Annotated in this window: 32 protein-coding genes; 11 read left to right on the forward strand and 21 right to left on the reverse strand. The window is 64.5% G+C overall.

Annotation, left to right across the window (positions count from 1 at the left end; translation table 11 throughout):
- Window positions 1-205: 205 nt before the first annotated feature.
- The 5 genes from IVA79_RS13585 to IVA79_RS13605 all read right to left on the reverse strand — a co-directional run bounded on the left by IVA79_RS13585 (window position 206) and on the right by IVA79_RS13605 (window position 3,910).
- Complete coding sequence (locus IVA79_RS13585) at window positions 206-355, reverse strand: hypothetical protein (RefSeq protein ID WP_247553558.1); 150 nt, start codon at window positions 353-355, stop codon at window positions 206-208.
- Between the two features lie 65 nt (window positions 356-420).
- Window positions 421-1,242, reverse strand: a complete 822-nt coding sequence (locus IVA79_RS13590; RefSeq protein ID WP_247553758.1) for a tetratricopeptide repeat protein — start codon at window positions 1,240-1,242, stop codon at window positions 421-423.
- 32 nt (window positions 1,243-1,274) lie between these two features.
- The gene (locus IVA79_RS13595; RefSeq protein WP_247553560.1) at window positions 1,275-1,958 is read right to left on the reverse strand and encodes a substrate-binding domain-containing protein; all 684 of its coding nucleotides are present in this window, start codon (window positions 1,956-1,958) and stop codon (window positions 1,275-1,277) included.
- A gap of 18 nt (window positions 1,959-1,976) precedes the next feature.
- Window positions 1,977-2,678: a GrlR family regulatory protein gene (locus IVA79_RS13600; protein ID WP_247553760.1), complete on the reverse strand. Its 702-nt coding sequence runs from the start codon at window positions 2,676-2,678 to the stop codon at window positions 1,977-1,979.
- Window positions 2,679-2,875: 197 nt separating this feature from the next.
- Entirely contained in the window at window positions 2,876-3,910 is a 1,035-nt protein-coding gene (locus IVA79_RS13605; protein WP_247553562.1) for a glutamine synthetase beta-grasp domain-containing protein, read from the reverse strand.
- Between the two features lie 538 nt (window positions 3,911-4,448).
- Here IVA79_RS13605 and IVA79_RS13610 point away from each other — a divergent pair.
- Window positions 4,449-4,652, forward strand: coding sequence for a DUF2735 domain-containing protein (locus IVA79_RS13610; RefSeq protein ID WP_247317203.1), 204 nt, complete (start codon window positions 4,449-4,451; stop codon window positions 4,650-4,652).
- Between the two features lie 113 nt (window positions 4,653-4,765).
- On the opposite strand, the gene IVA79_RS13615 is transcribed toward IVA79_RS13610, so the two are convergent.
- The gene (locus tag IVA79_RS13615) at window positions 4,766-5,077 is read right to left on the reverse strand and encodes an MliC family protein (protein WP_247553564.1); all 312 of its coding nucleotides are present in this window, start codon (window positions 5,075-5,077) and stop codon (window positions 4,766-4,768) included.
- Window positions 5,078-5,164: 87 nt separating this feature from the next.
- On the opposite strand from IVA79_RS13615, the gene IVA79_RS13620 reads away from it, so the two are divergent.
- Window positions 5,165-5,908: a tyrosine-protein phosphatase gene (locus IVA79_RS13620; protein WP_247553762.1), complete on the forward strand. Its 744-nt coding sequence runs from the start codon at window positions 5,165-5,167 to the stop codon at window positions 5,906-5,908.
- Between the two features lie 15 nt (window positions 5,909-5,923).
- On the opposite strand, the gene IVA79_RS13625 is transcribed toward IVA79_RS13620, so the two are convergent.
- Together IVA79_RS13625 and IVA79_RS13630 are read right to left on the reverse strand one after the other, a co-directional pair.
- The gene (locus tag IVA79_RS13625; RefSeq protein ID WP_247553566.1) at window positions 5,924-6,178 is read right to left on the reverse strand and encodes a hypothetical protein; all 255 of its coding nucleotides are present in this window, start codon (window positions 6,176-6,178) and stop codon (window positions 5,924-5,926) included.
- 5 nt (window positions 6,179-6,183) lie between these two features.
- A complete protein-coding gene (locus IVA79_RS13630; RefSeq protein ID WP_247553567.1) occupies window positions 6,184-6,639 on the reverse strand; it encodes an SGNH/GDSL hydrolase family protein in 456 nt (151 codons plus the stop codon).
- 116 nt (window positions 6,640-6,755) lie between these two features.
- On the opposite strand from IVA79_RS13630, the gene IVA79_RS13635 reads away from it, so the two are divergent.
- On the forward strand, window positions 6,756-7,436 hold the full coding sequence (locus tag IVA79_RS13635; RefSeq protein ID WP_247553764.1) for an SDR family oxidoreductase: 681 nt from the start codon (window positions 6,756-6,758) through the stop codon (window positions 7,434-7,436).
- Here IVA79_RS13635 and IVA79_RS13640 read toward each other — a convergent pair whose 3' ends face one another.
- Window positions 7,437-7,784, reverse strand: a complete 348-nt coding sequence (locus IVA79_RS13640) for a GrlR family regulatory protein (protein WP_247553765.1) — start codon at window positions 7,782-7,784, stop codon at window positions 7,437-7,439.
- 128 nt (window positions 7,785-7,912) lie between these two features.
- Between IVA79_RS13640 and IVA79_RS13645 the strand changes: the two genes are divergently transcribed.
- Both IVA79_RS13645 and IVA79_RS13650 read left to right on the forward strand, forming a co-directional pair.
- Window positions 7,913-8,599 carry a DUF2161 family putative PD-(D/E)XK-type phosphodiesterase gene (locus IVA79_RS13645; RefSeq protein ID WP_247553569.1) on the forward strand — a complete coding sequence of 229 codons (687 nt, stop codon included), beginning with the start codon at window positions 7,913-7,915 and terminating at the stop codon, window positions 8,597-8,599.
- Between the two features lie 95 nt (window positions 8,600-8,694).
- The gene (locus IVA79_RS13650) at window positions 8,695-9,000 is read left to right on the forward strand and encodes a hypothetical protein (RefSeq protein ID WP_166816623.1); all 306 of its coding nucleotides are present in this window, start codon (window positions 8,695-8,697) and stop codon (window positions 8,998-9,000) included.
- 80 nt (window positions 9,001-9,080) lie between these two features.
- On the opposite strand, the gene IVA79_RS13655 is transcribed toward IVA79_RS13650, so the two are convergent.
- The 7 genes from IVA79_RS13655 to IVA79_RS13685 all read right to left on the reverse strand — a co-directional run bounded on the left by IVA79_RS13655 (window position 9,081) and on the right by IVA79_RS13685 (window position 15,590).
- A complete protein-coding gene (locus IVA79_RS13655) occupies window positions 9,081-9,686 on the reverse strand; it encodes a GNAT family N-acetyltransferase (RefSeq protein ID WP_247553570.1) in 606 nt (201 codons plus the stop codon).
- A 152-nt stretch (window positions 9,687-9,838) separates the two neighbouring features.
- Window positions 9,839-10,237 carry a PaaI family thioesterase gene (locus tag IVA79_RS13660; RefSeq protein WP_247553571.1) on the reverse strand — a complete coding sequence of 133 codons (399 nt, stop codon included), beginning with the start codon at window positions 10,235-10,237 and terminating at the stop codon, window positions 9,839-9,841.
- Between the two features lie 124 nt (window positions 10,238-10,361).
- On the reverse strand, window positions 10,362-11,564 hold the full coding sequence (gene kynU / locus IVA79_RS13665; protein ID WP_247553572.1) for a kynureninase: 1,203 nt from the start codon (window positions 11,562-11,564) through the stop codon (window positions 10,362-10,364).
- An 8-nt stretch (window positions 11,565-11,572) separates the two neighbouring features.
- A complete protein-coding gene (kynA, locus tag IVA79_RS13670; protein WP_247553573.1) occupies window positions 11,573-12,412 on the reverse strand; it encodes a tryptophan 2,3-dioxygenase in 840 nt (279 codons plus the stop codon).
- 36 nt (window positions 12,413-12,448) lie between these two features.
- A complete protein-coding gene (locus tag IVA79_RS13675) occupies window positions 12,449-13,258 on the reverse strand; it encodes an alpha/beta hydrolase (RefSeq protein ID WP_247553574.1) in 810 nt (269 codons plus the stop codon).
- Between the two features lie 275 nt (window positions 13,259-13,533).
- On the reverse strand, window positions 13,534-14,811 hold the full coding sequence (locus IVA79_RS13680) for an ArgE/DapE family deacylase (protein WP_247553575.1): 1,278 nt from the start codon (window positions 14,809-14,811) through the stop codon (window positions 13,534-13,536).
- A gap of 53 nt (window positions 14,812-14,864) precedes the next feature.
- Window positions 14,865-15,590: a pyridoxamine 5'-phosphate oxidase family protein gene (locus IVA79_RS13685; protein ID WP_247553576.1), complete on the reverse strand. Its 726-nt coding sequence runs from the start codon at window positions 15,588-15,590 to the stop codon at window positions 14,865-14,867.
- A 75-nt stretch (window positions 15,591-15,665) separates the two neighbouring features.
- Between IVA79_RS13685 and IVA79_RS13690 the strand changes: the two genes are divergently transcribed.
- Window positions 15,666-17,138 (forward strand): PLP-dependent aminotransferase family protein, encoded by a 1,473-nt coding sequence (locus tag IVA79_RS13690; RefSeq protein WP_247553577.1) that lies wholly within the window; start codon window positions 15,666-15,668, stop codon window positions 17,136-17,138.
- Window positions 17,139-17,205: 67 nt separating this feature from the next.
- Complete coding sequence (locus IVA79_RS13695; RefSeq protein WP_247553766.1) at window positions 17,206-17,451, forward strand: DUF6719 family protein; 246 nt, start codon at window positions 17,206-17,208, stop codon at window positions 17,449-17,451.
- 12 nt (window positions 17,452-17,463) lie between these two features.
- On the opposite strand, the gene IVA79_RS13700 is transcribed toward IVA79_RS13695, so the two are convergent.
- The 3 genes from IVA79_RS13700 to IVA79_RS13710 form a co-directional block, all read right to left on the reverse strand.
- On the reverse strand, window positions 17,464-17,826 hold the full coding sequence (locus tag IVA79_RS13700) for a hypothetical protein (RefSeq protein ID WP_247553579.1): 363 nt from the start codon (window positions 17,824-17,826) through the stop codon (window positions 17,464-17,466).
- A gap of 35 nt (window positions 17,827-17,861) precedes the next feature.
- Complete coding sequence (locus IVA79_RS13705; protein WP_247553580.1) at window positions 17,862-18,026, reverse strand: hypothetical protein; 165 nt, start codon at window positions 18,024-18,026, stop codon at window positions 17,862-17,864.
- A gap of 652 nt (window positions 18,027-18,678) precedes the next feature.
- Window positions 18,679-19,227 carry a CreA family protein gene (locus IVA79_RS13710; RefSeq protein WP_247553581.1) on the reverse strand — a complete coding sequence of 183 codons (549 nt, stop codon included), beginning with the start codon at window positions 19,225-19,227 and terminating at the stop codon, window positions 18,679-18,681.
- A gap of 208 nt (window positions 19,228-19,435) precedes the next feature.
- Between IVA79_RS13710 and IVA79_RS13715 the strand changes: the two genes are divergently transcribed.
- The 4 genes from IVA79_RS13715 (at window position 19,436) to IVA79_RS13730 (ending at window position 23,434) form a co-directional block, all read left to right on the forward strand.
- The gene (locus tag IVA79_RS13715) at window positions 19,436-21,028 is read left to right on the forward strand and encodes a L,D-transpeptidase (protein WP_247553582.1); all 1,593 of its coding nucleotides are present in this window, start codon (window positions 19,436-19,438) and stop codon (window positions 21,026-21,028) included.
- An 87-nt stretch (window positions 21,029-21,115) separates the two neighbouring features.
- The gene (locus tag IVA79_RS13720; protein ID WP_247553583.1) at window positions 21,116-21,685 is read left to right on the forward strand and encodes a glutathione peroxidase; all 570 of its coding nucleotides are present in this window, start codon (window positions 21,116-21,118) and stop codon (window positions 21,683-21,685) included.
- Window positions 21,686-21,849: 164 nt separating this feature from the next.
- A complete protein-coding gene (locus tag IVA79_RS13725) occupies window positions 21,850-22,875 on the forward strand; it encodes a polysaccharide deacetylase family protein (protein WP_247553584.1) in 1,026 nt (341 codons plus the stop codon).
- A gap of 7 nt (window positions 22,876-22,882) precedes the next feature.
- Entirely contained in the window at window positions 22,883-23,434 is a 552-nt protein-coding gene (locus IVA79_RS13730; RefSeq protein ID WP_247553585.1) for a dihydrofolate reductase, read from the forward strand.
- Between the two features lie 3 nt (window positions 23,435-23,437).
- Here the strand turns inward: IVA79_RS13730 and IVA79_RS13735 are convergent, their stop codons facing one another.
- Together IVA79_RS13735 and IVA79_RS13740 are read right to left on the reverse strand one after the other, a co-directional pair.
- Window positions 23,438-23,890 (reverse strand): DoxX family membrane protein, encoded by a 453-nt coding sequence (locus tag IVA79_RS13735; RefSeq protein WP_247553586.1) that lies wholly within the window; start codon window positions 23,888-23,890, stop codon window positions 23,438-23,440.
- A 541-nt stretch (window positions 23,891-24,431) separates the two neighbouring features.
- Window positions 24,432-26,741, reverse strand: a complete 2,310-nt coding sequence (locus tag IVA79_RS13740) for an NADP-dependent malic enzyme (protein ID WP_247553587.1) — start codon at window positions 26,739-26,741, stop codon at window positions 24,432-24,434.
- Window positions 26,742-26,962: the final 221 nt, after the last annotated feature.

A 26,962-nucleotide genomic window follows, 5' to 3' on the forward strand; every position in this document is an offset into this window, starting at 1 on the left:
CTACCTAGCATTGCCGCCGCATCTCGGCCACCCGGCTTTTGCGCGCAGGGGTGTTGCGGGATCTCGGCGGGCACGAGCACCTCATGCCTCTGTTTTGCCCAAGTCCGCCATCCGTTTCGCTTATTCCGCAGGCAACGATTTCAAGGACTTGGCTACTGTGCATGGGGTTGTTTTCGCGTTTATTGCTTGCCGCAAGGCCAACAGGTCAGTGACGCTTGAAATACTGAACCTCGCGCTCGTGCTTCTCGGCTGCCGCACGGCTCCTGAAAGTCCCGAGGTTGCGACGCTTGCCGGTCTTGGGGGTCACCTTGCGTGAATAGAGGCGGTATTCGCCCGACGCCAATTTGCGGATCATGATCGCGCTCCGTTGTGTCTCGACATTAACGGCGTGCGCGCGATTGAGGTTCCGTGACATGCTCTTCAGAAGCACAGCGTGGTGACGAGCTTGCCCTGTTTGTCCTTGATTGCGTAGGGGCAGCGCAGCCGCTCCAGCGCCTTCTTGGCATCCTCGTCGCCAAGCGCGGCGGCGCGCTCGTAATAGGCTTTCGCGGCGTCCTTGTCCTTCGGCCCGCCGCGGCCTTCTTGCGCGAAGGCTCCCATCCGCTCCAGCGCGCCGGGATGGTTTTGCGCGGCCGCCTTCTCGAACAGCGCACGCGCAGCGACGTCATCCTTCGTGCCGCCTGCGCCTTCGGAGAGCATCAGGCCGAGCTGGTACTGCGCTTCCGCGTTGGTCTCGGCGGCCTTGCCGAGCAGCGCGCGCGCCTGCGCGGGATCGGCCGGCGCAGCGCCACCTGCGCCGCCGAGAGCTGCGAGATTGCTGACGCCGCGGGGATTGCCTGCTTGCGCCGCCTTCTCGAACAGCTTTCGCGCTTGAGCTTCGTCCTTGGCGATCCCGGAGCCGGTGCCGTAGGCGACACCGAGCTCGACCATGGCCGCGCTCGATCCCTTGTCGGCGGCCTTGCGCCAGGCGGCGATCGCCTCTGCCGTCTGCCGGTTGGCCGCATAGGCGCGGCCAAGCGCGAACATCGCACGGCGCGAGGACGGCGCGGCCTGTTTGCAGAACCTGATCGCGGTCGCCACGTCGGCGGATGCGATCTCGCTGACGCCCCGCACGTCGGCCGGCTTGTCGGGATCGCTGGGATCGGCCGCCACGCGATCGCACAGAACGAGATCGGCCGATTGCGCATGCGCAGTCAGGGGCGCGGCGAGCGCAAAGAGGATGGCAAGCAGATAAGTCCGCATGGACATGACGTTGCGTCCCAGCTCCGGCAAATTCAAGGCTCGAGTCCCGATTGGCGCAGGACGGGCACGACCTCCGGCGATGCCAGATAGCGCAGCAGGCGGTCGGCGGCGTCGGCATGTTTTGCGTTCGCGATGCTGCCGGCGGAGAACACCACCGGCGTCTGCAATTCATGCGGGATCGGTCCCACCACCTCGATGCCCTCGACCTGCTTCAGCTCGCTGATCTGCTGCACGGCAAGATCGGCCTCGCCGCTGGCGAGGCGCTGCGCCGTAAAGCCCTGCTCGACGATGGCGGCCCTGGCGTTGATCTCGGCTGCGATCCCCATCCGTGCGATCAACTGGGCGAAGTAGACGCCGCTCGCGCCAAGCCGCGAATAGGCTACGGACCGCGCCGTAAGCAGCGTCCTGCGCAGCGCCGGTTCGTTTCCGATGTCGGGGTGCGCCTGCCCTGCCCGCACGGCAATGCCGACATAGGAGCGCGCCAGATCGGCCGCGCCGCCCGCGAGCACACGGCCCTCCGCGATCACTTCGTCCAGCCCCTCGCGCGTGAGGATTACCAGATCGGCGGCCTCGCCGTCGCGCAAGCGCTTCAACAGCGCCAGCGTCGGCGCGAAGTCGGCGTCGACATGGATGCCTGTTTCGGCCTCGAAGGCGGAGGACAGGCTGCGCATCGCGCCCATCAGGCCGAGCGTCGAAAGCATACGAATTTCTTCCATGAGCGCTTCCCGTCGCGATCAGGCGCGATGCATCAGCTTGAGCGCGGCGGTCAGGCGCAGGCTGCGCTTGCCGGCAAGCGCAGTCGCCTCCAGCACCGCCTGTTCCGCGTCGTAGCGGCCGGAGAAGCCGATGCCGACTTCGTGGCCGCCGAAAATCGGATCGTCTTTGGCCGGCGTATGCTCCTGGTTGAGAATCTGGCCCTTCCAGCGGCCGTTGGCGGCAGTGTAGCTGCCGAGATAGTAGAACGATGCATCGCCGCCGAGGATGCGGCCCTGGTTGAGCAGCATCACGCCGGTGAGACCGCCGTCGAGGCCGTCGAGCATCCGCAGATGGATGGAGTAGAGACCATCGGTGATGCCGGCTTCGCCGATGCCGCCGGCGATCGGCACCTCGTCCTCCGTAATCGGCGTCATCACCGACTGAAAGGGCACGCCAGGCACCTCCTTGAGCTCGCCCTTGAAGCGATAGAGATCCCCATCGGCCCAGCCCTTCGCAATCAAGGTCGCATCGTCGGTGCCGGCCATGGCCCGGTAATTCAGATCCGGGTTGTGACGGACGGTCTTGATCACGACGTCGACGCCTGCTTCGGTCTTGTCGTAGCTGCCGATATGGGCAAAGGCCGAATTGCCGCCGAGCATCTTGCCATTGCCGGCATGCATCACGCTCCGGCCGACGGCGTCGCCGAGCTGAAATCTCACCTTGTAGAAGCCTTCAAACACCAGCCGCGTCCCCGGCCCAGCGCGCATCCCAAGACACTCTATCCCGCTTTCGGCAGCAATGAACAAGTTTCGAGGGCAGCCGAGCTCGGCAGCCCCGGGAACGGCTGTCATCCAAATGCAAAAATCCGCCGGAGCCTTGCAGCTCCGGCGGATTGTGAGCCAACCCGGGCCAGCCCCCAGCCCGGGCCGGGATGATCTTAGGCCGCGGCCTTCTTGTCGGTCGGCACGGACGCGATCGTCTTCAGGATCTGCGAAGCGATCTGGTATGGGTCGCCCTGCGAGTTCGGACGGCGGTCTTCCAGATAGCCCTTGTAGCCGTTGTTGACGAAGGAGTGCGGAACGCGGATCGAGGCGCCGCGGTCGGCAACGCCGTAGCTGAACTTGTTCCACGGCGCGGTCTCGTGCTTGCCGGTCAGACGCTTGTCGTTGTCCGGGCCGTAGACGGCGATGTGGTCCATCAGGTTCTTGTCGAAGGCAGCCATCAGCGCCTCGAAATACTCCTTGCCGCCGACCGAGCGCATGTACTCGGTCGAGAAGTTGGCGTGCATGCCGGAGCCGTTCCAGTCGGTGTCGCCGAGCGGCTTGCAGTGGAATTCGATGTCGATGCCGTACTTCTCGGTGAGGCGCAGCATCAGGTAGCGAGCCATCCACATCTGGTCGGCAGCGGTCTTGGAGCCCTTGCCGAAGATCTGGAATTCCCACTGGCCCTTGGCGACTTCCGCGTTGATGCCTTCATGGTTGATGCCGGCAGCCAGGCAGAGGTCGAGATGCTCTTCGACGATCTTGCGGGCGACGTCGCCGACGTTCGAATAGCCGACGCCGGTGTAGTACGGACCCTGCGGCGCCGGATAACCCGAGGCCGGGAAGCCGAGCGGACGGCCGTCCTTGTAAAAGAAGTATTCCTGCTCGAAGCCGAACCAGGCGCCGGCGTCGTCGAGAATGGTGGCGCGCTTGTTGGAAGCGTGCGGGGTCTTGCCGTCGGGCATCATGACTTCGCACATCACGAGCACGCCGTTGGTGCGCGTGGCGTCCGGGAAGACGGCAACCGGCTTCAGCACGCAATCGGAGCTGTGGCCTTCGGCCTGCTGGGTGGAGGAGCCATCGAAGCCCCAGAGCGGAAGCTGCTCGAGCGTCGGGAACGACGCGAATTCCTTGATCTGAGTTTTGCCGCGCAAATTCGGAGTCGGCGTATATCCGTCGAGCCAGATGTACTCGAGCTTATACTTGGTCATTGAGCCTCTCTGTAGATGATGCGAAAGGTTGGGGGCCCGGGGGCCCCCGAACGTTTTGTACCCGGCCACCATCGGCCGGCCCTTTACAAGCATTTGTCGTGCCAAAAGGCCGCACTCCTGGAGGTTTTCCACCGCGGCCAGGGTCTCCTTGCCGCGCGCAAACCGCCTCCTGCGATATGCGTCATAGCCGCGCACCTTCGCGTGTAGCTGCAGCGCAAAAACCCCGGAAAATCGCCCGATTCTGAAGCAGCCGACGTGGCGCCGGAAGTTGCCGATGAAACGCGCATCAACGTCCGGCAATTTTCGCAAAGTCGCTCGCCCCTGCCCAGCAACCTTTGCAATGGCCCAGGCATTGGTCACCAACAGCGTGCCTTAGGGGATGCAGACCTCGGCCTGCCTACAAATTGGGCGGCAACTGATTTCCTTTTCAGCACTTCCCAATCCGGGGGACGCGGCCGATATGGGGATTCCGGTAACCACAATCGAACGAGTCGGGCGCACCATGGAGGCCAAGGCGCTTCGACCAAGGAGAATCGCAATGATGAACAATGGTCTGAGTCATGGATCGGCAACGATCTATCAATTCCCAGTCGGGGGCCGCGCAGCTCTCGCCGGACGCCGCTATGGCGAGACCCGCCTTCCTGCCGATCACGCGTCGCTTCCCGCGAACGCCTCCATCTGCAGCGACAGCTGGTACCACCAGGACGCGGTCGACGAGGCCAAGCCGAAATGGGATCGCTGATGCCCGTGCCTGGTTTGAAACCGCCGCGCTCGCGCAAGTGCCCGGCGGCAGCTCAAAAAGGGTCGAAACAACGATGTTTCGGCCCTTTTTGATTCTCGCTCGGACGGCGCCGTTCAGATCACCGCGCAGGCCGTCGCCGGCCGCTTCAGATGCTTGACCGTGGTGGTCCCGGCCTTGCCAATGGTCAACGTGATACCAGCCCCCGAATAGCGCATGCCGGAGACCGTCAGCCGCTTGGCGAGCGCAACCGGCTCGCCGTCGATCTGAACAAAAGCGCGCTTGTCGTAATCATAGAACCCAACGATGAACTGCGTCCCGTCGGTGCAACGATAGGTCTGGAACGTCTGCGCTCCAGCCTGCCGCGCGCCGGAAATCCCAGCTGCCAGCATGGTGATCCCCAAAAGAATGGCCTTGTGCCGGACCATGATCGCCCCGTGTAATGGACCTCAAGGACGCCGCCTCGTGCGTCCAATGGAACCATAGCCGAAGCCGATCCCATGCAAGATTCTTCTCTGAGAGACTCCCCTGCCCGTCACCTCGCCCTGCAAGGCGCCAGCAATTTTCGCGATCTCGGCGGCTATCCGACGTCCGATGGCCGCACCACGCGCTGGCGACACATCTTCCGCTCCAACCATCTCGGCCAGCTCACCGCCGCCGATGTCGAGATCGTCCGCGCGCTGGGCGTGCGAAGCGCGTTCGATTTCCGCGGGATTGAGGAGCGCGCGACCGGCGTCTGCGTCGTCAGCGAAATCACCGTGCACTCGCTGCCGATCGAGCCGAGCGTCGTTGCTGCGCTACGCGCCGAACTCGCGAGGGGCACGCTGACCGCGCCGGTCGCCCTCGAGCTCATGCGCGAATCCTATCGCAACTATGTCCGCCACCACACGCACAGCTTTCGCAAACTGTTTGGCCATCTCCTGGAGGATCGTGCGCCGCTGGTGATTCACTGCACCGCCGGCAAGGACCGCACCGGCTTTGCCAGCGCGCTGATCCTGCATGCGCTCGGCGTGCCTGATGACGTCATCGCCGAGGACTACCTGCTCACCAACCAGCACTACAAGCGCGATGCGACGGCGGCCACCGACCTGCCGGAAGACGTGCGCAATGCCATCGGCAGCGTCGAAGCCTCTTACCTCGCCGCGGCTTTCGAGGCCGTTGGCAGTGAATATGGCGATCTCGAAAGCTATTTGCGCGACGGGCTCAAGCTTGGCCCCGCCGAGCGGACGGCGCTGAGGGAGCACTATCTGCAGGCTTGATCCGCGGGGGCTGTCTCAAGCCATGGGCCCGACGGACTTGATGATGGTGCTCTTGAGCGCCAAGGCGATTTGCTGGGTGCTCCAATCATTCTGATGCAGCTTGTCAGGATCACCCGTGTCGATCAATTGTTCGAGCGAGACGTTGTTTTGCACGTGCCAATGCCGCATCAGCGCCCAGCGCTGGAACAGATTCACCTCGGCCTCATTGGCAGCATCGCGGATCAGCCGGACAATCTTGTCCGAGAGTTCAGCCCGGTCGTCCCAAAGCATCTTCGTCACTGGGGATCAATCACCAGAACCTCGAAGCCGCGGGCGCGTAATTGTGCCAGACCCTTCCTGATGTCCCCGGCCACGACGTCCACGTCGTACTTGTCGTTGTGAAAGACCGCGTTCGTTCCAACCTGCCAGATGACCAGTGCCGGATCATCATGAAAAATATCGGCCTCGAAGCGTCCGAGCTCTTCGGTTGCTTCTTCTCCGCCCTTGCCCCGGTTCAGCACGTCGATTCGGATGTCCGGCCGCTGGACAACGTCCTTGAGGTGTTGCCGCAGGTACATCTCCAGCCGATAGGGATATGGAACGACATCGCCTCGTCCGGCGGTTGACGACGAGCCCATGGCGACGATGCGCACCGGCCCCTTTCCGTCCAATGCCTGCCGAAGCCGCACCAGCGGGTATTTCAGGTCGACGATCGCAGCGGGAAACTCGATGGTTGGCAAATTGTCAGACATGAAACCTCCTCAACGACCTAAAGTTGCATCTATAGCCCAGCCTTGAAGCTGCCGCCATTGCAAGTCCAATTCGCTCGACGCAAAAGTCGCGGTGAAGCGAAACGGCGGAGAGCATGGTGCAGGGAAAAATCATTGTCGTGACCGGCGCACTCGGTGCGCTCGGCAAGGTCGTTGCCGAGACCGCGCAGTCACGCGGCGCACGCGTGGCCGGCATCGACCACGCGCCTTCGCAAGCGCCCGCGACGCCTGAAAGCATCGAGATCGGCGGCGTCGATCTGTCCGACGCAGCAAAGGCGAAGACGGCGGTCGGCGCGGCGGCAAGGCATTTCGGCCGGATCGATGCGCTGATCAACATCGCCGGCGGCTTCGCCTTCGAGACCGTCGGCGACGGCGACATCAAGACCTGGCACCGCATGTACGCACTGAATGTCCTGACCGCGCTCAACGCCTCGCGCGCGGCGCTGCCGCACCTCGCGGCGTCCAAGGCCGGCCGCATCGTCAATATCGGCGCCATGAGCGCGCTCCAGGCCGGCAGCGGCATGGGGTCCTATGCGGCCTCGAAGGCAGGCGTGCACCGCCTCACCGAAGCACTTGCCAGCGAGTGGAAGGGTAAGGTCACGGTGAACGCGGTGCTGCCGTCGATCATCGACACCAGGGCCAACCGCGCCGACATGCCGAAGGCGGACTTCTCCAGATGGGTGACGCCGCAGGAACTCACCGAAGTCATCCTGTTCCTTGCCAGCGACGCCGCAAGCGGCGTCACCGGTGCGCTGATCCCGGTCGGCGGGCGGGTGTGATCAATCGGGCACCAACAGCCGAAGATTGCCTTTGAATCGGATGCTCTGTTTGCCGGCGAGCGCGATGCCTTCGCCATAGGCGGTCTCGTCGGTGTAGGTGCCGCTGAAGCCGATGGTCACGATTTTGCGGCCCCACACAGGGCGCTCGTCGAACGAGGGCGAGTGCTCCTCGTTGGTCAGCTCGCCCTTCCACTTGCCGTCAGCCGAGGTGTAGCTGCCATAGGCGAAGAAGAATGAATCGCCGCCCCGCATGGTGCCGTCGCGCAGCACCATGACGCCCTGATTGCCGCCCTGCACAGCATCCAGCATCTGGATGCGGATGTGATAGAGCCCGTTCCTGATCGTCATCTTGGTCAAGCACCCGGCGGTCCCGCCGATAGGATAACCGCACCACAGGTTCCCGATCAAATGGCGCAGAGTCCCAAATCCGATCCGGGCTAGACTGCTCGCGACTGATTCTCCGATCGGACGCTCCCTTGGAAACCGCACTCTACCTGCCCGTCAAACGCTTCCTCGAGGAGCTCGGCTTCACCGTGAAGGGCGAGATCGGCGGCTGCGATCTCGTGGGCCTCAGCGCCGGCGATCCGCCGGTGGTGGTGATCGGCGAGCTCAAGCTCGCCTTCAATCTCGAGCTGATCCTGCAGGCGGTCGATCGCGCGCCGGCCGGTGACGAGGTCTGGATCGCGGCGAAGATGTCGATCCGGGGCAAGGGACGTGAGAGCGACGCGCGCTATCGCAATCTGTGCCGGCGCCTCGGCTTCGGCATGCTCGGCGTCACCGATCGCGGCCAGGTCGAGGTGCTGGTGAAGCCGCCGACGGCGGCGCCGCGCCGCGAGCCGAAGGTCCGTTCGCGCCTCGTCGCCGAGCATCAGCGCCGCCAGGGCGATCCCGTGCTTGGCGGCGGCACCCGCGCGCCGATCATGACGGCCTACCGGCAGCAGGCGCTGGCCTGCGCCTTCGCGCTCGCTGACGGGCCGCGGCGGGTGCGCGAATTGCGCGAACGCTGTCCTGATGCTGGCAAAATCTTGCTTAACAACGTGTATGGGTGGTTCGAACGGGCCGACCGGGGAATCTACGGGCTCACCGAGGCCGGACACGCCGCCCTGAAACGCTGGCCACAGCAGCGGGTTGAGGTCGATGCCGGTGTGGCGCCACTGCCATGACACCCGACCGGTGCATAGCTGAGATGCCACACCAATTTCATATTGCAATGCAACATTGGTGGCACTAGGTATCCCGGCATCAAAACGAGGCCGTTATGAGCGCAGACTGGAATACCAAATATGGCACGCGGCGCGTCCGCCATGATCCGCCCACCCTGGACGAGGCGATCTTCGCCGCCATCGGCATCACCGACGATCAGGAGCAGCAGGCCGAGATCGCCGCGGCCTTGATGGGAATGCCGCTCGATGTCGTGCAGGCCGAGGTGAAGAAGCAGGCGCGCACCAACAGCCGCATCACTGCGACGCGCGTGATCGCCGGCGAACAGGGTGCCCAGCGCTCCGTCGTGGTCGAGCGCCGCGTCGTTCGCCGTTTCGGCAACGACAAGCGCACCGGCACCTAGGCGTTCATTTCACGCCCCGCTGAATACGAAAGCGGACCGGCGATGCCGGTCCGCTTTTTGATTCAGTCCGCCATTCGAGGTCAGGCGGCGCGATTGCCGTACATGCTGGAGATGATCTTCCAGCAGGTCGCATTGAAGCTGAGAAGAGCGCGCCCTGCGGTGAAGGGCGAAGCTGCGAGATCGGCGAGCTCGGCTTCCGGCGTCTTGGCGAGATCAATGGTGCCGGTCGATTCGCCATGGCGGAACGCCAGATGGGCACCGAACTTCCTGGCGAGCGCCCGCATCGCGTGATTTTCGGCACCGGTTGTGATGCGCAGACGCTTGTAGCCCTTCCAGCGCGCCTCCGCGATCAGGCGGCGGAACAGCACGGTGCCGACGCCCTGGCGCCGCGCGGAGGCTTCCACGCTGAAGGCCACTTCAGGCAAGGTCTCATCTTCCGGCGGATGCAGCTCGGCCGCACCGCGGACAACGCCGTCGACGATATAGGCAACGATCACGGTGCCGTCCTCGGCGCAGCGGGCGGCGTAGCGCTCGATGAAGCTGTCGTCGAGAAAGCCGTTGAAACGGTCGTGCCGGCTTGCGGCATCGAGCCTCAGCAGATGATCGCGCAGGAGCGGCAATTCTTCCTGCTGGCTCAAGGTCCGCACATAGCCCGGAGCGGTGCGGACGGTCTCTTCAAGTACCACGTCAAAACTCCTCTTGGTGTCCCTCGAGGAGGCGTTCGAATCCCTAGGCCACATATATTGTGCAACGCACCATGATTTTCAAGACGAGGACCTGCCCAAGTTGGAGGCAGTGGGAACGACCAATTCGTTAATAAAATCAAAGCCCCGTAATCTTACAGGATCAGCTGCGTCTGGGTCACCATGGCGACCAGCTTGCCGTCGTCGGTCTCCAGCCGGGTCGTCCAGACCTGGGTCCGCCGGCCCCGGTGAACCGGGGTGGCGGTCGCGATGACCGTGGTTCCCTCCTTGGCCCCACCGATGAAGTTGGTCTTGCTCTCCAGCGTGGTTGTGCCCTTGGCGTCGTCAGGCAGGTTGATCACGGTCGCGGCTGCACCAACGGAATCGGCCAACGCCATCAAGGCCCCGCCATGGATGGTGTGGTGAAGCGTGCAGAGATCGGGCCGGACCGTCATCCGCGCGACCACGTGGTCCTTCTCAGCCTCGATGAACTCGACGCCCTTGAGCTCGGCGAACGGCATCTTCATCGCTTTAAGTTTCTCGAGCGGCGTCATTAGATCTCCTCCCAATTCCTTGTTACCTCAGCGTGAATTGCTTCGCGCGGCAAAGCAATGACGCCCGAGGTAATGGCTTGTGCATGGGCTCCTCTAAGTTCCGTCATTCTGGTGATGGATTTTTTCACGTCACCGCATGCACGACTTGGTACTCCGGCCGTCGCCACACCTCGCCTGAAATCACCTCCTCGATGATCTCGGCAGCCCGCAGGATCTCGCTCTCACCAATGTATAGCGGCGTGATCCCGAACCTCATGATGTCAGGCGCGCGAAAATCGCCGATGACGCCGCGGGCGATCAGCGCCTGCATCGCGGCGTAACCGCCGTCGAAGGCGAAGGAGATTTGCGAGCCGCGGCGCTCATGGGCGCGTGGGGTGACGAGCTTCAAAGACGGGCAGCGCCGTTCGACTTCGGCGATCAGTAAGTCGCCGAGCGCCAGCGATCGCGCGCGCACCTCCGCGATTTCGACACGGTCCCAGATGTCGAGCGAGGCCTCCAGGGCCGCCATCGCCAGCACCGGTGGCGTGCCGACGCGCATGCGCTCGACGCCGCCGGCGGCCGCATAGGCAAGCTCGAATGCGAAGGGTTTGGCATGGCCCATCCATCCCGACAGCGCGGCGCGCGCACTGTCGGCGCGACGCGGTGCGACGTAGAGGAAGGCCGGCGCGCCGGGGCCGGCGTTGAGATATTTGTAGGTGCACCCCGCCGCGAAATCCGCGCCGCTTCCAGCGAGATCGACCGGCAGTGCGCCAGCGGAATGCGCGAGATCCCAGACCGTGACGATACCGAGCGCATGCGCTTTCGCAGTCAGATGCACCATGTCATGGCGGCGGCCGGTGCGGTAGTCGACCTCGGTGATGTAGAGCACCGCGATCTCCTCCGACAGCGCGGATTCGATCTCCTCCGGCGCGACCAGACGCAATTGATGGCCGCGCCCGAGCGTGGCGATCAGGCCTTCGGCCATGTAGAGGTCGGTCGGGAAGTTGCCGGTGTCCGACAGGACGACCCTGCGGGACGCATTCATGTCGAGCGCGGCGGCGAGCGCCTGATAGACCTTGAGCGACAGCGTGTCTCCGACCATCACCGAGCCGGCTTCCGCACCGATCAGCCGCGCGATGCGATCGCCGAGTTGGCGCGGCTGGACGTACCAGCCCGCGGTGTTCCAGGCGCGGATCAGCTCAACGCCCCACTCGGTGGTGATGACGCGGTTGACGCGCTCGGCAACCCCCAGCGGCAGCGCACCGAGCGAATTGCCGTCGAGATAGATCACGCCGTCAGGCAGATGGAACAGAGCTTTGGTGTCGTCATAGACGCGATATCTGGTCATGGGCATCTCTACAGAATCGTTCGGACGCGCCAGAGTTCGGGGAACAGCTCCACCTCCAGCATGCGCTTGAGATAGCTGACGCCGCCGGTGCCGCCGGTACCGCGCTTGAAGCCGATGACACGCTCGACCGTGGTCACGTGGTTGAAGCGCCAGCGGCGGAAATAATCCTCGAAGTCGACCAGTTTTTCGGCGAGCTCATAGAGCATCCAATGGGTCTCCGGCGCCTCGTAGACGATGCGCCAGGCCTGCAGCACGCCTTCATTGAAGCTGTGCGTCTCGCTGACATCGCGCGTCAGCACCGCGGCCGGCATCGTGAGCCCGTTGCGGTCGGCGAGCCGCAGTACCTCATCATAGAGGCTGGGCGTCGCGAGCTCGGCTTCCAGCAGCTTCGTCGTCTCCACATCGTGCGCGTGCGGCTTCAGCATGGCGTGATTGCGGTTGCCGAGCAGGAATTCGATCAGCCGGTATTGCCGCGACTGGAAGCCCGAGGACTGTCCGAGCTGCGAGCGGAAGCGCGTATACTCGCTCGGCGTCATGGTGCGCAGCACGTCCCAGGCGTTGTTGAGCTGCTCGAAGATGCGCGACATCCGCGCCAGCATCTTCATGGCAGGCTGCACCTCGTCCCCGGCGATGGCGCGGCGCGCAGCGCTGAGCTCGTGGATGGCGAGGCGCATCCACAGCTCGGTAGTCTGATGCTGGATGATGAACAGCATCTCGTCATGCGCTTCCGAGAGCGGATGCTGCGCGCCGAGGATTGCATCCAGCGCCAAATAGTCGCCATAGGACATGCGCCGGGCAAAATCGGTCTCGGCGCCTTCGCTGGTGGGATCGTAATCGCTGGACGTCATGGGCAGGCCCTTTCGATCGATCGTCCCCGGCTTTGCTCAGTCGAGGCCGATCAGGCGCGCGGTGATCGGGGACGACGGATCCTTCAGTCCGTCGATCACGGTAAAATGGTTCAGCCCGGGATCGACGACGAGACGGGTCGGCACGTCGAAACCGGTCCAGATGTTGGCCATCAGATCGGACTGGCGGATGAATTCGGGGCGCTCGCCGCCGCCGACCCAGGCCGTGACCGGTGACTGCCCGCGCGGCAGATGCAGCGCCGGGCTCTCCAGCGCCGCTTCCTCCATGGTCATGCGCAGCGTTTCGTTCATCTTCGTCTTCAGCAGCGGACGAAGGTCGTGCAGGCCGCTGATCGAGAGCGTGCCCGCGATACGGTTGAAGACGGCGGGCTCGAGCCGGCTGTCGTCGCACAGCATGCGCGAGACGAGGTGGCCGCCGGCGGAATGGCCGGCAAGCCGGATCGGCCCTACGACGAGCGAAGCGGCCTTGGCAATCGCGGCGGTGATTTCGGCAGTGATGTCGGAGATGCGCGCGGCCGGTGTCAACGTGTAGCTCGGTAGCGCCACGGCCCAGCCGTGATGGCGCGCGCCTTCGGCGAGATCGGTCCATGTCGACTTGTCGAACCGCATCCAGTAACCGCCATGCACGAAGACGACGAGGCCCTTGCTGTCGCCGTCGGGCAAGATCAGGTCGAGCTTCTGGCGCTCGCCGGCGCCATAGGCGATGTCGGCGCGAAACTCTTTCAATCCGGCGCGGTACGCCGCCGCCCGCTCCGCCCATTGCGCAGGCATCTTGTCCGAACCCGGGATATGGGCCGAATTGGCGTACGCATCATCCCAATCGCGCATTCTGACTCCCGAAGACTTGTCCAGCGAACCGGCCGCCAGTCTGCCACCGTCGCGGCCGGCATCCTAGTCTTTATTTTAAGCTTAAAGGATCTTGAGAACGCCGATGGGTTTGCGCAGCGGGCGCTTCGGCCGAGGTTCCGTAGGGTGGGCAAAGCGGCTTGTCCGCCGTAGCTCGAAGCGCGAGCGCGGAAGCGTGCCCACGATCTTGGTCATGTCGGAGAAGATAGGTGGGCACGTCGCTTCGCGCCTTTGCCCACCCTACGAGATCTCGCTCGCTACGCCCTCTCCACCCCGCACCATTCCGCGATGAACAGCGCCATTGCCTTGGTGGTCTTCTTCAGCGACTCCAGTTCGACATATTCGTTGAAGCCGTGCATCTCGCCGCCGCTGGCACCGAAGCACAGGCTCGGGATGCCCTCGTTGAGGCCGTAGAAGCGGGTGTCGGTGAGCGCGGTGAAGACGAGATCCTCCGGCATGCCGCCATAGACCTTGCCGAACGCCTTGGCGAACGCGGCTTCGGGCTCGGCGGCGTCGGTGAGTTCATAGCCTTCCGACAAGAAGCCCGACCATTCGATCTCCGGCGGATTGTTGGCGAGGAAGCGGTGGTTGCGCGCCGCGGCCGCGACGCAGGCCATGATCTCCTTCTGGTGATCGGCGATCGACCAGCCCGGCAGCACCGCGATCCGGCAATCGACGTCGCACCAGGCGGGAACGCTGGAGGCCCAGTCGCCACCTTTGATGATGCCGGGGTTGAAGTTGATCGGGTGGTTCAGCGTCTTGAAGTGCCTGTCAGCCTTGGCGCGCTCGTTCCACTCGATCTCCAGTTTTTGCAGCGCCTGGATCAAATGATAGGCCGCCATGATGGCGTTGGCGCCGGAGCCGGCGAACGCCACGTGCGTCGGGTGCCCCTTCACGCGCAGGCGGAACCAGATCACGCCGACCTGTGAGCGCACCATCTTGCCGCCGGTCGGCTCCGGAATGAAGCAGGCGTCCGCACGATAGCCGCGCTGCAGCGTCGAGAGCGCGCCGACACCGGTGCTCTCCTCCTCGATCACGGATTGAAAATGGATCCGCGCCGTCGGCTTGAGGCCCGCGGCCTTGATCGCATCCAGTGCATAGAGCGCGCCGATGGTGCCGGACTTCATGTCGCAGGCACCGCGGCCGAACATCTTGCCGTCCTTGATGACGGGCGAGAACGGCGGCGTGTCCCACAATTCCAGGGGACCGGCGGGCACCACATCGCAGTGGCCCTGAAGGATCAGCGATTTGCCGCCGTTCGTCTGCGGACGGTAGGTCCCCACCACCGAACGCGCCTTGGAGAAATCATGCGCGATCGGGCCGAAACCGCGCAGATCCCTGAGGTCGTCGACATTGATGTGCCAGTCGTCGACCTCGTAGCCACGTTCGCGCAGGAGGTCGCCGATCATGTCCTGGCACGGCCCCTCCGCCCCGCGGGTCGAAGGGATCGCGACGAAATCGCGTGTGGTGGCAAGCTGGGTCTCGAAGCCAGCATCGACGGCGTCGAGAATCCTCTGCTGCGTTTCGGCATTCATCAGGCAACTCCAGGCATTCCAATGGTCCCAAGGAGTGTGCAAGCTAGCCGATTTCAGCCGTCCGGGTACTCCACAAAATAAGCATCCCGCAATGCATCTTCGAGCAGCCGCCCTTCCGAATAGCCATTCAACGTCGCAGGGCGCGTAACCCCGTCGAGCAGGCGCGGGCACGGTTCCGGCGCGCCGATCACGGTGCGTACCGGGATGCGCTCGGCATAGATCGGCAAGGCATAGTCCTCGTCATCGTCAGCGACGCCCTTGGCGCGGATCTTGGCCGAGGCTTCCTCGATCTCCATGGCGATGAAGGAGGTCGCCTTGATTTCCTGCGCGTTGCTGGCCCGAAGGCTCGCGGTACGATCCGGGAAGAAGCGGTCGACCATCGCGATCACCGCGCGCTCCTTTTCCTCGGGATCGGTGACGAGATAGGCGGTGCCGAACGCCATCACCGCGCGATAGTCCGCGGAGTGGTTGAAGCCGCAGCGCGCCAGCACGAGGCTGTCGAGATGGGCGACCGTGAGACACACGCGCTCGCCCTTGGTCTGATTGCGCAGCATCCGGCTTGCGCTCGAGCCGTGCCAGTAGAGCCTGGTGCCCTCGCGCCAGAAGAAGGTCGGCGTGCAATAGGGCTGGCCGTCGATCACGTAGGAGACGTGGCAGAGCATCGAGGAATCCAGGATGCGATGCACCGTGTCGTGATCATAGAAGCCGCGGTCGTGCCGGCGCTTCACCTGGTTGCGCGCCGAAGTCGGATAGGAATTTGAGGTCTCGGTCTGGCTCACGGCCGCTCCTGATCGGATTGGAAGACTATGCGAGCAGTTGTAGCGGCGCATTTGGTCTGCGATAGTTCCAATTCCATGCAAAAAATTCCGACCAATTCGCTCCCCCCACCGGCCAAGACCGAGCTGCCGCTCGACCTCGCCGGTCCGCACGTCACGCCAGGCGCCTCCGCCGCGCACCGACTCTATCAGGCGCTGTGCGAGATGATCGTCTCCGGCCTCGTCAAGCCCGGCGAGGCGCTGCCGCCGTCGCGCACGCTGGCCAAGCAGACCGGCTTTCGGCGCAACGCCGTCGTCACCGCCTATGAGCGCCTGATCGCCGACGGCTTTGCCGAAGCCACAATCGGCTCCGGAACGTTCGTCGCCGCGCGTATCCCCGCGCGCGCGGCCGAAACGAACAAGCCGAAGGTCATCGTCGAAACGCCCGGGCAAGGCGCGTTCGCGCTCGGTTGCACGCATGTCGACGAACGCGCGGTGCAGCGCTTCCGTGCCTTCGTCGGCCGCCGCATGCGTTCCTTCGGCGCCGAGCACCTTCACTATGGCGATCCGCGCGGCAGCCGCGAGCTGCGCGCGGCAATCGCCGATCATCTGTTGTCGGCGCGCGGGCTGCGCTGCGATCCCGATCAGATCATGCTGACGTCAGGCACCCTGCACGCCCTGCGCATCGTGCTCAGCGCGATCCTCAAAGCAGGCGACCAGGTCTGGTGCGAGGACCCCGGCTATCCCGCCGCGCGCAAGACCATTGCGCATTGCGGCTATCGCGCCGTGCCCGTTCCCGTCGACGCGCACGGCATGCGGATCGCCAAGGGCCGCGCCGCGGCGCCGTCCGCGCGCGCGGCCTATGTCACGCCGTCGCACCAGTTTCCGCTGGGCGTGCAGATGTCGATGCCGCGGCGGCTCGAGCTTCTGGACTGGGCCAAGCACGCCGGCGCTTTCGTGCTGGAGGACGACTACGACAGCGAGTTTCGCTATGACGGCGCACCGCTGATGTCGCTCGCCGGCATTGATCGTCTCCAGCGCGTGATCTACCTCGGCACCTTTGCCAAGACGCTGTTTCCAGGCCTGCGCATCGGCTATTGCGCCCTGCCCGAACGCCTGATCGCGGACGTGACGGCTGCGCGCGCCGCCCTCGACCGCTTCCCCGGCACGCTGATGGAAGGCGCGGTGGCCGACATGCTCAACTCGGGCGCATTCGCTGCAAACCTCAAGCGGGTGCGAAAGCTCTATCGCGAGGCGCGCGATGTGCTGGCCGAGACGCTCGAAGCCGCATCCGATGGCGCACTGTCGGTGCCGGTGCCGTCACAAGGCCTGCATCTGGTCGCCCGGTTCGATCCCTCGGTCGACCTGTCGGTGGCCGCACAAGCCAAGCAGGCGGCCGGCGCGGAAGGTTGGCTATTGGCCGACACCTATTCGCGCGCGCGCCCTCTGCCCGGCTTCGTGTTGGGATTTTCAGGGCATGCGGTTCCACAACTCGTGGCATCCGCCGAACGGCTCGCGCGGGAATCACGGTCAGCCTTGCGCGCGACAAGCAGGTCGGTTCGGCGGGCATAACCAGGCTTCACTATCAGAATCGCTGACCGCTCCCTACATTGCGTCATCGATTCCGGGAGCCTTCATGATGTCACTGCGCCACGCGACCTGCCTCTCGCTCCTGATCTCCCTCTCGCTTGCCTCGACGGCACGCGCTGCCACCATCGGGCGCGAGCAGGACATCGTGGATCTGAAGCTCGGTCAGCGCGTGCTGGTGGATGACGGAACCTGCCCTGCCGGACAGGTCAAGGAAGTGCGCGGCGCAAAGATGACTAACAAGGGCGTCTCACGCACGAGCTCTTGCGTGCCGCGGCACGGCCCGAAAACAAAATGATGGCCCCAGAAGCTATTTCGCCGGATCGAACATGCACTGCAAGGTCGGCTTGGCGATCTTGGTGAAGGTCGGGCCGATCTCGGCCTGCTTGGAGGCCGGAACCCAGTCAGTCTCGATGGTGGGCACGCCGGTCTCGCTGATGCCGCGCAACAGCGCTTCGCGCAAATCGCGGTCCTCGACGGCGGCCGCGGCGTGATCGTGCAGGCAGCCGCAGACTTCCTCCGGATGCTCCCAGCGCCCGATCATGCGCGGTGCGCACTGGCGCACGAACTCGCTGCGGGGATCCGGTAGTCTCGTGGGCGCGCGCACCTGCGCCTGAGCGGCATTGATCGTCAGAGCAAACACGAACGCAGCGGCGCAAAATCGGACGAGCATGATGGCCTTTACCGGCTGATTTTCTTGTTTATCGATCAGAAGCGCGCGGCAACCACGATCGGCTGCGAGGTCGCGGTGATGACCGGCGAGCCGCTGTACTGGAAGGTGCCGATACCGGGCAGACTGCCGTCCGGCGAGCCCGCGAACGAGGAGCCGGCAACCACGAAAGCGAAAGCAAGGATGAAGCTGAGCGCGCGCATGGTCTTGTCTCCGAATTTCCGTGGCCGGCGGTGCGCCGTTCGTCGTTGTGAAGTTGATAACCATGGGCGGTTTCGCCCGTGATGCGCCAAAAGCGGAAAATGGTTTCATTTTCCGTGAGAATTGTTTCGTCCGGTCCGGGACGACGACACAATTCGCCGAAAACGCCAATCATTTCAGATGGGTCTCGCCGGAGCTCAACGCGGCCTGCCAAGTTCCGGCTCCAGTGCGCGGACGTACCCAACGCAGCCGTCGTCACGCTCCCGCCTCACCCGCTTCACATGCATTTTACGTTTTTCTGCTGAAGAGAACGGCAAACGAAGGCTGGGTCCTGTCGAACCGGGGGCGCGTCGGCTGCGACCCAAGCCATCGAAACCTGGACGCTCGGGATCACCGGGCGCGTTCACTCGAGGGATGGCCATTATGGTGGCGCAAGATCGCGCAACGCCGCGCGAGGCGGACCAACGGACGGACGGCGGAGATCGGCGACCCAGTCGCGTCGCCTCAGCCGGCGCGATGTCGCTGCAGTCTGGCCGCGGCTTTGAGGCCGCGCCACAAGCATTCGCGCGGCTGACCGGCTCGCATCTCGTCAAACCGCAGGCCAGCCACGCTTTGTCACCGAGTGAGCGCGTCACTCAGTGAAACGCGAGCGCGTCAGTGAGTGAAGAACTCGCCGCACTTCTGGATGTTTGCGTCTGCCGGTCCCCACGGCATGATCGGCACGGTCGAGGTTGAATTCTTCGGCGAGCCCTCGATCAGCCTGTCCGAATAGACCATGTAGACCAGCACGTTGCGCTTGGCGTCACAACCGCGCACGATCTGCATCTTCTTGAAGAACAGCGAGCGGCGTTGGCGGAACATGTCGTCGCCCTGCTCCATCTTGTTCTTGAACTTGATCGGACCGACCTGGCGACAGGCCAGCGAGATGTCCGAGACCTCCTCGGCAAGGCCGAGCCAGCCCTTGAAGCCGCCCTTCTCCGGCACCGTGAAATGACAGGCGACGCCCTCGACTTCAGGATCGTCGAGGCCATAGGTCGCGAGCTTGTCGTTCGGGCTCATCCATTTGAACACGGTGGAGCGGCGGAAGATCAGATCCGGCTCGTCGGCGGCTTGGACGGACGCCGCCGGCACAGCCAGGGCCAGGAGGAATAAGGCGAGGCCTTTCAAGCGGATGCCGGCAAGACCAGGGAAACGGGATGACATGAAGTTCTCCGGTAACAAGTCCCCGCAATGTAGGAACGCGTCAGCCCGACAGGAAGACGACAGGCGGCCAGAGGTGGCCGCCGTTTACCGCTCTGTGAGGCTTTTTTGCTACGTCTTGGACAAAAGTCGCTGATGGCAGAACCGCCCTGCTAGTGAACGCGTATTCCCTTTGCGAGACTAACGTCTGATTTGGATTATGGATTCGAGGATGAACAGCGTGAACGGGTCGGGTTTTTCTGCCAAGCCGGCGCGGCTGTGGCAGGTCGCCATTTTGACGGCGGCGGGTGCGATCGGCGCGACCAGCCAGGCAGACGCAGCATTTTATTATTGGACGGATTATTCCGACGGATCCTATTACGCCCGACAGAACCGGCATCCCGAGATACCGCGCCAGAAGCCGCAGAAGCGCAGCGCGACCGGCAAGAAAGAGGGTGTCGCCGAGAAGGAAGCCGGCACCAAGCCACAGGGGCCGCTCGTCATCGTCGTCTCGATCGACCGGCAGAAGGTCACGGTCTACGACACCAATGGCGTGTTCGCGGAATCTCCGGTGTCGACAGGCATGAAGGGCCACTCGACGCCGATGGGTGTGTTCAGCGTCATCCAGAAGCACAAATTCCACCATTCCAACATCTATAGCGGCGCGCCGATGCCATACATGCAGCGGATCACCTGGTCCGGCGTCGCCATGCATGCCGGCGTGCTGCCGGGCTATCCGGCCTCGCATGGCTGCATCCGCATGCCGATGTCGTTCGCGATGAAGATGTGGAATTGGACCAGGATGGGCGCGCGCGTCATCGTCTCGCCCGGCGAAATGACGCCGCACAGCTTCTCCCATCCCCTGCTCGCCTCGATGCGCGTGCCGCCGCAGCCCGCCGCCAGCCTCGAGCCGCAGACCAATGTCGGCGACAAGGCAGACAAGGGCGCAGCGCCGGCCAAAGCCGCCGAGACCAAGCCTGTCGAAACCAAGACCGCCAGCGCCGATGGCGTGCTCGAGCTGCGCACCTCCGTCGGCCATGCCGTGATGTCCGATGTGACCACGGGCAAGGCGCCGGCCCACGAGGAAACCGCCGCACCGGCCGATAAGGCCAGCACGGCCGAGGCAACCGACGCGGCCAAGCCGCAGTCAGACGATGCCGCCACACCGGCCAACGAGGATAAGCCCGCCGACAAGGTCGAGGCCGTCAAAGCCGAGCCGGTCAAGACGGAAGCAGCGCCCCCCGCAAAGACGGCCGATGCACCAACACCTGCGCCCGCCCCCTCGCCCGACGCGAAGAAGGACGAGAGCCGCGTTGCCGAACCGGCGCCGGCCGCAAAGCCGGAAGCCCCCAAGCGGGCCGGCCAGATCGCTGTCTTCATCAGCCGCAAGGATTCCAGGCTCTACGTGCGGCAGAATTTTGCGCCGCTGTTCGAGGTGCCGGTCACGATCGCCACGAGCGACCGGCCGCTCGGCACGCATATCTTCACCGCCGAGTTCGACAAGACCGATACCAATGCGCTGCGTTGGTCGGTGGTGTCGCTGCCGGTCACGGCGCGCTCTGCCGCACGCGAGGACGATGGCCGCCTCACGCGCCGCCAGCGCGACGCTGCCGTGATCCCCGTCGCCGCCAAGCCCGTGACTGCCAAGCCCGTGGTCACGCCGGACAGCCCGGCCGCGGCCCTCGGCCGCATCTCGATCCCCGCCGACACCATGGCGAAGATCAACGAAATGCTGACCACTGGCGGCTCGATCATCATCTCCGACCAGGGCATCAACCAGGGCGAGACCGGCGAAGGCACCGACTTCATCGTCCGCCTGTACTAGTCTGTCACCGCGCCCGATAACGCGGTGTTGACGAGGCGGATCGCAGCGGCGGAGTAACATGCGCCCGGATCATTTCGGGATGCCGTCATGATGGATCGCAGGACCATGCTCACCATGGCGCTGGCTGGCACGCTGATGCCGGTCACGCGTGCTTTCGCCGATGGCGGCATGAGCCGGATCTCGGCCTATGCGTTCTCCTTCCCCGCTTTGTCCGGCGACGACATCCGGCTGGCCGCTTTCACCGGCAAGCCGCTGCTGGTGGTCAACACCGCCTCGCTCTGTGGCTACACGCCGCAATATGCCGGCCTGCAGGAGCTCTGGACCGAGTTTCGCGCCCGTGGGCTCACCGTGATCGGCGTGCCCTCGAATGATTTTGGCGGTCAGGAGCCTGGCGGCAGCAGCGAGATCACGGAGACCGCGCATCACCAATATGGTGTTACCTTCCCGGTCACGGCCAAGGCCGTCGTAGCAGGCGCAAAGGCGCATCCATTCTACAAATGGGCCGCCGAGGCGCGACCTCGCGAGGTTCCGCGCTGGAACTTCCACAAATATCTGATCGGCCGCGACGGCTATATCGCCGACGTCTTTCCATCCACGGTCGAGCCGGCCGACACGCGGATCAAGACAGCCATTGCAAGGGTGCTGGCCGACAGTTGACGCGAGTTGCGCCCGATCCGGTTGGGCACAATTACGGCGGGATGCCAAACAGCCGTTGCAATGGCGATGGCCCACCATCTAGGCTAGGATTGTTTGGGCAGGATGGTTTTGCCGGAGGCGAAAAGCCGCGGCGGAACAACGGGATCAATCTTGAGGACAACACCATGCGCGTGGCGGCAGGACTGATTTTGGCAAGCGCGATATCTCTGGCCATGACCGGCGCTGCATGGTCGCAGACCCCGGCCGCAAAGCCCGCAGCTGCGACGCAAGCTGCGCCGGCGGCAACGCCGGCTGCGGCAGCACCCGCTGCGGCTCCGGCCGCCGCCCCCGCAGCAGCCACCGCGCCCGCGGGCTTCGTCAATCCGCCCCCGCCCAAGCAGGCGGCGCAGCCGGCGCGCGCCGCTTGCAACACGCCGGGCGCGCTCGGTGTCGCCCGCACCGTCGAGATCGACACCACGGGCGGCCCCGGCTTCGGCTTCGAGCATTTCAAGGACCTCGACTTCCTGCGCGACAAGGAGGTGGTGCTGACCTTCGACGACGGCCCCTGGCCCAAGAACACGCCCGCGGTGCTGAAGGCGCTCGCCGACGAATGCACCACCGGCATCTTCTTCTCCATCGGCAAGCACGCGACCTATGAGCCGGAGATCCTGAAGCAGGTCTATGCGGCCGGCCACACTGTGGGCAGCCACACCTGGTCGCACGCCAATCTCAACAACAAGAAGCTCACCGAAGCGCAGCGCAAGGAAGAGATCGAGAAGGGCCTGTCCGCGGTGAAGTGGGCGCTCGGCGGCATCTCGCCCTCGCCGTTCTTCCGCTTCCCGGCGCTCCAGCATCCGCCGGAGATGGTCACCTATCTCGGCAACCGCAACATGGCGATCTTCTCCTGCGACATCGACTCCTTCGACTTCAAGGCCTCGAAACCCGAGAAGGTGGTCGAGACCGTGATGAAGAAGCTCGACACCAAGGGCAAGGGCATCGTCCTGATGCACGACTTCCAGAATCACACCGCGGAAGCCCTGCCCGAGCTGCTCAAGCGCCTGAAGGCGGGCGGTTACAAGGTGGTGGCGATGCGCGCCAAATTCCCGGCATCGTCGCTGCCCGAATTCGACCAGGAGCTGCTCAAGGACGCCAAGCTGCCGACCGTGAGCCAGCGCCCGGTCAACTCGGTGGTGACGACAGTTTCCGAATAGACGGCCATTGTCTTTCCGGATCGAAGGCTACGTCATCGTCTCAGCGGACGGCATGCTTGCCGACGCCGGACATGTCATGCCCGACAGCCTGAAGTTCGAGGGCGACAAGCTGTTCTTCGAGCAGGCACTCGATCGCGCCACGCTGATCGTGCACGGCCGCAACTCGCATGAGCAGCAGCCGAACTCGCCGAAGCGCAAGCGGCTGATCCTGACTCGCAAGATCAAGGCGCTCACCGTCGATCCGGAGATGCCGAACGCGACTCTGTGGAATCCGGAACACGCGAGCTTCGAGGAGGCCTGCGCCTTTGCGAATGTCGCCTCAGGCATGGTCGCCATCATCGGCGGCCCCGCCGTGTTCGACCTGTTCATGGACCGTTACGACACGTTCTGGCTGTCGGAAGCCCCGCAGGTGCGCCTGCCCGGCGGCGAAGGCTGTTTCGTCGGCGTGCCCCAGCGGACGCCGCACGAGGTGCTGACGTCCCACGGGATGCAGCCGGGCGCGCCCTATCTGCTCGATGCGGCGCATGACGTCACCGTCACGCCGTGGCGTAGGGCGTAGGCGCTATACGTCCCCGTAAGCCGCTTCGGCCGGGCGCGTGGTGCGGCCGTAGCCCATGATCATGAACAATGCGCCTATGATCGACAGGTTCTTGAGCGCGTCGACCACCATCTTCGCATTGTCGGGCGGCGCCTGGTTCCAGAAGTCATCGAACAGCACCGTAGCAACGGCAACGTAGATGATCAGCAACATCGCGAAGAACCGCGCGCCGAAATTCAGCGCGATCATCAGGCCTGCGATGATCTCGAGCCCTCCGACCGCAATCGCCAGCAGTTGCGGCGTGGTCATGGCGGTCGCCGTCTCGACCTGCTTGGCGTAGGGCGCGACGATTTCCGGCACCACGACCTTGGTGGCGATGAAGTCGGCCGTCGCCTGGATGGCAAAAAGCTTGGTCGCGCCCGTGTAGATGAACAGCACGGCGAACAGGATCCGCCCGAAAGTCACGAACGCTGGCATGATCGGCCTCTTGGCAAGCTCAAAGCGCGGGGATGCTCGGCAGGATTATGAAGAGTCGTGCGCCGGTTTACAAACGGGGAAATGGAGAACTGTTTTGAAAAGATTGAGACCGTGCGGATCGGGAAGTGCGCCCCCTCGCCCCGTTCTTACGGGGCCGCGACGAGCTTCGCTCGCGCTGAGAGGGTTGGGGTGAGGGGCTGCTTCCCCAATCAAGGTGAGAGTTGGACTCGCGGAGAGTCCCCCTCACCCGGAATTTGCTTTCGCAAATTCCGGCCTCTCCCCGCACGCGGCATGGCTATCGCACATGACTTGTGGCGACAGCCTGCGCGCACGCCTCGTCCTTCGAGACGGCGCTTACGCGCCTCCTCAGGATGAGGCTAATCGGCAACAGTGCCCGTTGAAACTGACGCCGCACACTCCGTCCTCATCCTGAGGAGCCCGCCTAAGCGGGCGTCTCGAAGGATGGGCCGCAGGGAAGAGCTCTCAAATGCGATAGCCCTGCCGCACGCGGGGAGAGGCGAAGACGCGCAGCAGCTCGCCCCTACGTAAACATCGTCGGCTGCTGCCGCGCCGCACGCTCCTGCGCTTCCACCACGGCAACCGCCGTCATGTTGAGAATGCCGCGCGCGGTGACCGACGGGGTGAGGATATGCGCCGGGCGCGCCGGGCCGACCAGGATCGGGCCGACGGGAAGCGCGTCTGCCAGCGACTTGATCATCTGATAGGCGACGTTGGCGGTGTCCAGCGTCGGCATGATCAGGATGTTGGCCTCGCCCTCCAGCTGGGAGTGCGGCAGCACCAATTTTCGCGCAGCAGCGGAGAGCGCGGTGTCGCCCTGCATCTCGCCGTCGGCCTCGATCTCCGGATGCTTGTCCTTCAACAACTGCGTCGCCCGCCGCATCTTGCGCGAGGAGTCGGTGTCGTAGCTGCCGAAATCCGAGTGCGAGACGAAGGCGATCTTCGGCTTGATGTTGAAGCGCTGGACGTGGACCGCGGCGAGCGATGCGATCTCGGCCAGCTCTTCCGCGCTGGGATTGGGCCGCACCTGCGTATCGGCGATGAAGAAGGCGCCCTTGCTGGTGATCAGCAGCGCCAGCGCCGCGTAGTCGCTGATTCCAGCCGAGAAGCCGACGATCTCGCGCACATGGCGCAGATGGCTCATGTAGCGGCCCTCGACGCCGCAAAGCATCGCGTCCGCCTCGCCGCGCGTGACCGCGAGCGCGGCGATCACCGTGTTGTTGGTGCGCACCACAGTGCGCGCCGCATCCGGTGTCACGCCGCGGCGGCCGGCGACCTCGACATAGGACTGCACGTAGGAGCGGTAGCGCGGATCGTCCTCGGGATTGATGAGGTCGAAATCCTTGCCCGCCTTGATCGACAGGCCGAAGCGCTGGATGCGCGCCTCGACCACCGAGGGACGGCCGACGAGAATGGGGCGCGCCAGCTTTTCCTCCAGCACCACCTGCGTGGCGCGCAGCACGCGCTCGTCCTCGCCTTCGGCGTAGATCACGCGCACCGGCTGGGTCTTGGCCTTGGCGAACATCGGCTTCATGACGAGGCCGGAGCGGAAGGCGAAGCGCATGAGCAGCGCCGTGTATTCGTCGAAATTGGTGATGGGACGCGTCGCGACGCCCGACTCCATCGCAGCCTTCGCAACCGCCGGCGCCACGCGCAGGATCAGCCGCGGATCGAACGGGCTCGGAATGAGCGAGCCCGGACCGAAGCCACCCGCCTCGTTGGTTTCGACTCCCAGCGCCACCGCATCCGACGGCGCCTCGCGCGCGAGCTGGGCGATGGCCTCGACGGCGGCGTGCTTCATCTCCTCGTTGATGGCGCTGGCGCCGACGTCGAGCGCACCGCGGAAGATGAAGGGAAAGCACAGGACGTTGTTGACCTGGTTCGGATAGTCGGAGCGCCCGGTGCAGATCATGGCATCGGGGCGCACCTTGCGCGCCTCCTCCGGCATGATCTCCGGCACCGGATTGGCGAGCGCCATGATCAAGGGCTTGTCGCCCATCGCCTTGGCCATCTCCGGCTTGAGCACGCCAGGTGCCGAGAGGCCGATGAAGATGTCGGCGCCGCCGATGACGTCGCCGAGCGTGCGCTTGTCGGTCTTCTGCGCGTAGACCGCCTTCCAGCGGTCCATCGTGGTGTTGCGCCCCTCGTGCACGAGACCATCGATGTCGCAGACCCAGATGTTCTTGCGCTGCGCGCCCATCGACACCAGGAGATTAAGCGTCGCGATCGCGGCGGCCCCTGCCCCCGAGGCCACGATCTTGACGTCGGACAGCTTCTTGCCGTTCAGCCTGAGACCATTGGTGATGGCGGCGGCAACGATGATGGCGGTGCCGTGCTGATCGTCATGAAAGACCGGGATCTTCATGCGCTCCTTCAGCTGCGTCTCGATCTCGAAGCACTCCGGTCCGCGGATGTCCTCGAGATTGATGCCGCCGAAGGTCGGCTCGAGCGCGGCCACGGTCTCGACCACGCGGTCGATGGTGTCGGCGGCGATCTCGATGTCGAACACGTCGATGCCGGCGAATTTCTTGAACAGGACGGCCTTGCCCTCCATCACCGGCTTGGAGGCCAGCGGGCCGATATTGCCGAGGCCGAGCACGGCGGTCCCGTTGGAGACCACGGCAACCAGATTGGCGCGGGTGGTGAGCGTGGCGGCCTCGGCCGGGTTCTTGGCGATCTCGGTGCAGGCCGCGGCGACGCCCGGCGAATAGGCCAGCGCGAGGTCGCGCTGGTTGGCAAGCGGCTTGCTTGCCTGGATCTCGAGCTTACCGGGGCGCGGCAGACGGTGATAGGCGAGCGCCGCCTGGTGGAGATCATCAGAATAAGACGACATGCGGTGTCTCGCCTCGCGTTACCGGCCTCAAAATGCACGATCCGAAAGCGGCTGTCCAAGCCGACCGAATTTCCGGGTCATGGAAACGGGATGAAGCACGCCGGGCGCCCCGGTGGCAACATCCGATTGCGCGCCCATCAACAGGGCGCGCGGTCAAATATTTGAAAACCATAGCTTTCTCTGGACCGCATGACGTTTCCCGAATATGGCAGGTTGCGCGG

It is taken from the genome of Bradyrhizobium sp. 138, assembly GCF_023074075.1.
GTDB lineage: Bacteria > Pseudomonadota > Alphaproteobacteria > Rhizobiales > Xanthobacteraceae > Bradyrhizobium.